The organism is Salinivibrio socompensis S35 (assembly GCF_000513715.1).
Lineage (GTDB): Bacteria > Pseudomonadota > Gammaproteobacteria > Enterobacterales > Vibrionaceae > Salinivibrio > Salinivibrio socompensis.
On the sequence record NZ_AQOD01000127.1, the window covers coordinates 1 to 5,478 of the forward strand.

General features: G+C 46.1%; 4 protein-coding genes. All 4 read right to left on the reverse strand.

Annotation, left to right across the window (positions count from 1 at the left end; all coding sequences use genetic code 11):
- Positions 1-85: 85 nt before the first annotated feature.
- Positions 86-2,488, reverse strand: coding sequence for a toxin VasX (locus DZ54_RS0113665; protein ID WP_025674655.1), 2,403 nt, complete (start codon positions 2,486-2,488; stop codon positions 86-88).
- 1 nt (position 2,489) lies between these two features.
- Positions 2,490-3,446: a hypothetical protein gene (locus DZ54_RS0113670; RefSeq protein WP_025674657.1), complete on the reverse strand. Its 957-nt coding sequence runs from the start codon at positions 3,444-3,446 to the stop codon at positions 2,490-2,492.
- A 99-nt stretch (positions 3,447-3,545) separates the two neighbouring features.
- Positions 3,546-4,403, reverse strand: a complete 858-nt coding sequence (locus DZ54_RS21845) for a hypothetical protein (protein WP_240474014.1) — start codon at positions 4,401-4,403, stop codon at positions 3,546-3,548.
- Position 4,404: 1 nt separating this feature from the next.
- Positions 4,405-5,361, reverse strand: coding sequence for a hypothetical protein (locus DZ54_RS0113680; RefSeq protein WP_025674658.1), 957 nt, complete (start codon positions 5,359-5,361; stop codon positions 4,405-4,407).
- Between the last annotated feature and the right edge of the window lie 117 nt (positions 5,362-5,478).

Consider the following 5,478-nt stretch of genomic DNA (forward strand, 5'->3'; position numbering starts at 1 on the left):
TTTGGGGCCAAGGTTCTTCAAGGCCCTTCCTTCCGTTAAGTTGGGCGACGTCGGGTTGATTGAAATCCATCGCTGGTGGTTTTAGTCAAAGGTCTTTACGTAAGGCCCCTTTGGCTTTACCTCCCTCGTCTATTGCTTCACGAAGGCTCACTTCCAGTAGTGTTCCATCTTTGACCATTTTTTCCCATGCCGCATCTCTCCAAACCACCGAGATCGCAGACACCGCATAGGAGATCGAGTAGGTGGCTTCTCTTAGTGCTGGGTTTGCCCACAAGCTCGTCTCTGGGTGCTGCTCGGCTTTATAGCGAATATTATGCAAGACTGATGCGCTATTCCAAATGTTTAGGATCGCAACAATGCCTCCCATTTTACCGAGTTTGTTCCACGATGTTTGAGCAGCTTGCGCGCCTTTTTCCCAGATGCGCTCTATCGCTTGATTGAGCATTTTTTTCGCTGCATCATTCGCCGCTTGATACTTCAGTGTTACCATTTGAGGTAACTCACTACTCAATAGCTTCTGCAGTCTTTGCTGAGCTGCATGCATGGTTTGAATCTGATGGTTTTTATGTATCGGCTGTCCCACCGGTGGTTGGCTGATGCGTGTAATCATCGCGACTTCGGCATTCACCTTTCGCTGCCATGCCGAAACTTGCGCCGGAAAGTCTGGGTTGTGTGCGACAATCGCTTCTGGGTTAACGATTGCCTCCAAAATCACTAGCCGTAAATTACTGATCATGCCTGCAGGGCTATGCGCGGTATTCATTTGGCTAGGAAACAACAGGTTGGTTATCGCTCGCCACGTCTGTTCCGCCGCGCCTGATGTCGCATGCTGTAACGCAGCAAAACTTTTTTTCACGGGCTCTGCAAGCGCTTTAAACCATTCCTTCTCTTGGATACGAACATCGCCGGTGAACCCGTCATAGTTGGCAATCGCACTAAACAGTGCCAACATATCTCCCGGTTTATCTAAGCCGAGAAAGTGATGCTCAATCTTCTGCACTTCATCATTCAGTGCTTGCCAATTGTCTTTGGAGAAACCCACTGACGCCAGCGCCAAGAGATTATCAGGCTGGTCAAAATCCAGAACTTTATTCAGTTCAGCGTGTACTTCCTCATTGTTTATCGCGTGTTTTACACCAATCAAATATTGACTCACTAGGCTCAACAAGTACACCAAATGATCCTCATCTTGATTGTCTACACCCACAATGACTGGATCGGTGCTTAATTGTTCAAGGCCATGCATAAAGTCTTTGTAGCGATTGGCGATGCGCGCATCAAGGCCTTGTAATTGGTTGTAATGGTCCAAGAGAAATGCCTCTAGCGCTTCCCAATCCACTTCATCACTGAACATAGACCAGCGCTGTTTTTGCTCTTCAGTGAGTTGGTAATCGTATTGCTCCTCAAGAAACGCCCCTTTGTTTAACGCCTCTTCTTGAAGTGGCGTCATCGGCACAGTCGCAACATTGGGATTACTTTCTAACGCAGCTCGCTCTTGGTCAGCAAGCCGTTGTGTCGCAAGATAGTCAATGACATGACGCTCGAATGCCAACTCTCTTGTGGGGTCGCCCTTCACTGTGCTGGGTACTTCGTCTTGCTCCAATTTCACGCCTGATAGCATTCGCGTCAGCTCAGCCATTTGGAGCTTATGCATGTTCTCTTCGTCTTTTAAAATAACACTCTGTCGCGCGACTTCTTGAGATAAAGGCAAGAACAAGTCAGACACATCAGCCAACCTATCATCCAGCGCGACAAAAAAGCCTTCATTGGGTTTATCCAAATCCACCTTGTAGTCAGTGACTGTGCTACCCGGTTTGTGTGCAACGTGCTGGTGTTGTTGATCGTCTTGATCATCGGTTTCTAGATCATCGACTTCATCAAGCGGTGTACACGTACTTGCAAATAGCCCAGTCGGCGCGGACTCCTCGCCAATATCAATTACACTTTGCCCGAGTTGCTTTAAACTCCCGGTGTGCGGATGCGCCATATTCTCGCGATAATAATCAAGATCGAGCTCTCGCATCCACGCACTGCGTAGCTGACCATTCTCTTGCATTAGCGCTTTTAAGCGCGCCGTCCAGCGTAGATGCGAAAACGCAAGATAGACAGTGTGTTTAACCGGATAGTTTAAACGGCTTGATGTCTCGCCATCGCTGTCATCATCCAGCTTCTTAATGAGTTTGGTGCCAGACACTTGGTATTCATCTAGACGCTCCGCGTCTTGGTCGTAGACATATAACCAACCGTCCCTTAGTTGGCGCAATGTGCGCTGGCTATACTCGGCCCCAAGCCACGCTTCACCTTGCCATTTTTTAGGTAAAGCAAATATTGGTGTGTAATCGTCTATTGTTTCTCGAGCAAGCGATAAAGCAATGGTGTCATTTGCCTTGGTAAAGGGGAACACTTTCCCCTTAGTTAGTAGCTGCTGCAAAAAACCGTGCGGTGGTTTAGCGGGTTGTAGCTGCAGTTGCTCGGTGTTGAAGGTCATATCAGCTATCCGCAAAGATGTTGATTTTTGGGCCGGTGGCGGGCGATGTTTTTTGTTGTTCGGCTATTTCCGCGAGAGTCTTCTTGTAGGTTTCATCGCTCATATCTCGCCAGTAACGCGGATAGCGGCCCGTCTGTTGATCATGGGCGGCGGTTACAGGGTCTTTGGCTCGGGCCTCTTCTAACACCAACAGATCTGGCATCGGTTGACTCACATCCATGTAACGCTGGATCATGTTCCACAAGCGCTGGTACTCCACCACACGTTCGTTGGTACCAATTAAGTTACTAATAGGCACACCCACAGAGTAAGGCTGATAGCGATGAACTAACATCAAGTTGTAGTTCAGGTGGCCTTGTGGGCTCGGTGCTGACATCAATACACAATCAAATTCGATAAAAGGATGCGTAAAGCGCACTTTATTACCACGCTTATACAGCGTTACCATCCCTGTCTGACGGTTTAAGCTATATACACGCTTGCTTTTCAAAAAAGGCGCTAGGAAATAGTAGCCTTTACATACCAGTTTATAGTGCCCCCATATAAGCAAGCAAGGAAGCGTAAAATAAAGGGTCAGGCCATAAAAAACAGCTGATAAGTCATCCCATCTTTCACTCCAACTTCCATGACTGAATAATAATGGAAAAAGAAAAATCAAGTAAAATAATGGCAAAAACAAAATCAATAGTATTTTTGCCAGCCCCACCATTAAAAAGTATAGTTGAGACCAGCCTGATAAAGATTCACTATCTAAGCTTTCTTCTGTCCAGAATGAAGGCTTTTCATTCCCTTCTGTCTCTTTTATTTTCGATGGTAATGTTTCTCGAGCAAGTGATAAAGCAATGGTGTCATTTGCCTTGGTAAAGGGGAACACTTTCCCCTTAGTTAGTAGCTGCTGCAAAAAACCGTGCGGTGGTTTAGCGGGTTGTAGCGGCAGTTGTTCGGTGTTGAAAGTCATATCAGCTATCTGCAAAGATGTTGATTTTTGGACCGGTGGCGGGCGATGTTTTTTGTTGTTCTGCTATTTCCGCGAGGGTCTTCTTGTACATTTCATCGCTCATATCTCGCCAGTAACGCGGGTCGCGACCGTCTGTTGATCATGAGCGGCGGTTACAGGATCTTTGGCTCGGGCCTCTTCTAACACCAACAGATCTGGCATCGGTTGACTCACATCCATGTAACGCTGGATCATATTCCACAAGCGCTGGTACTCCACCACACGTTCGTTGGTACCAATTAAGTTACTAATAGGCACACCCACAGAGTAAGGCTGATAGCGATGAACCAACATCAAATTATAGTTCAGGTGGCCTTGCGGGCTGGGTGCTGACATCAATACACAATCAAATTCGATAAAAGGGTGCGTAAAGCGTACTTTATTGCCACGCTTATACAAGGTCACCATCCCAGTCTGACGGTTTAAGCTATATACACGTTTGCTTTTTAAAAAAGGCGCTAGGAAATAATAGCCTTTACATACTAACTTGTAGTGACCCCATATAAGTAAGCAAGGAAGCGTAAAATAGATAGTCACAGTATAAAAAATAACGGACCAATCCTCTAAACCCTCTCTCCAGCCACCAGAACCAAAAAACAAAAACAAAAGAATTAGCATGTAAGCTACTGGCAAAAAAAACATTAAAACTACTTTTGCCAATCCCACCACCAAGAAATACAGTTGTGACCAGCCTGATAACGACTCACTGTCTAGAATTTCTTCAGTCCAGAATGATGGCTTTTCATTCCCTTCTGTCTCTTTTACTTGCGTTGGCATCGTTTCTCGAGCAAGTGATAAAGCAATGGTGTCATTTGCCTTGGTAAAGGGGAACACTTGCCCTTTGGTTAGTAGCCGCTGCAAAAAGCCGTGCGGGGATTTAGCGGGTTGTAGCGGCAGTTGTTCGGTGTTGAAAGTCATATCAGCTATCTGCAAAGATGTTGATTTTTGGACCGGTGGCGGGCGATGTTTTTTGTTGTTCTGCTATTTCCGCGAGGGTCTTCTTGTACATTTCATCGCTCATATCTCGCCAGTAACGCGGGTCGCGGCCCGTCTGTTGATCATGGGCGGCGGTTACAGGATCTTTGGCTCGAGCTTCTTCTAACACCAACAGATCTGGCATCGGTTGACTCACATCCATGTAACGCTGGATCATATTCCACAAGCGCTGGTACTCCACCACTCGCTCGTTGGTGCCAATTAAGTTACTAATAGGCACACCCACAGAGTAAGGCTGATAGCGATGAACTAGCATTAAGTTATAGTTCAGGTGGCCTTGCGGGCTGGGTGCTGACATCAACACACAGTCAAATTCAATAAAAGGATGCGTAAAGCGCACTTTATTGCCGCGCTTATACAGCGTCACCATCCCTGTTTGACGGTTTAAGCTATATACACGTTTGCTTTTCAAAAAAGGTGCTAAAAAATAGTAGCCTTTACATACCAACTTGTAGTGACCCCAAATTAATAGGCATGGCAACGTCCCATAGAGTGTTTGTCCATAGAAGGCAGCTGATAAGTCATCCCATCTTTCGCTCCAGCTTCCATGACTAAACAATAGTGGATAAAGCAATATTAAATAAGCCAAAGGCAAAAACAACATTAGTATTATTTTTGTCATAGTTAGTAAAAATGTATAAAACTGAGACCAGCCGGATAATGCTTCACTATTTAACCTTTCTTCATTCCAATATGAAGATTTATTGTCGCTCTCTATCTCCTTGATATACGAGGGCGTAACCTCTCCCGCCAAAGATAGAGCAATGGTGTCATTTGCCTTGGTAAAGGGGAAGACTTGCCCTTTAGTCAGTAGCCGTTGCAAAAAACCGTGCGGTGGTTTTGTGGGTTGTAGCGGCAGTTGCTCGGTGTTGAAGGTCATATCAGCTATCCGCAAAGATGTTGATTTTTGGGCCGGTGGCGGGCGATGTTTTTTGTTGTTCGGCTATTGCCGCGAGGGTCTTCTTGTAGGTTTCATCGCTCATATCTCGCCGTAACG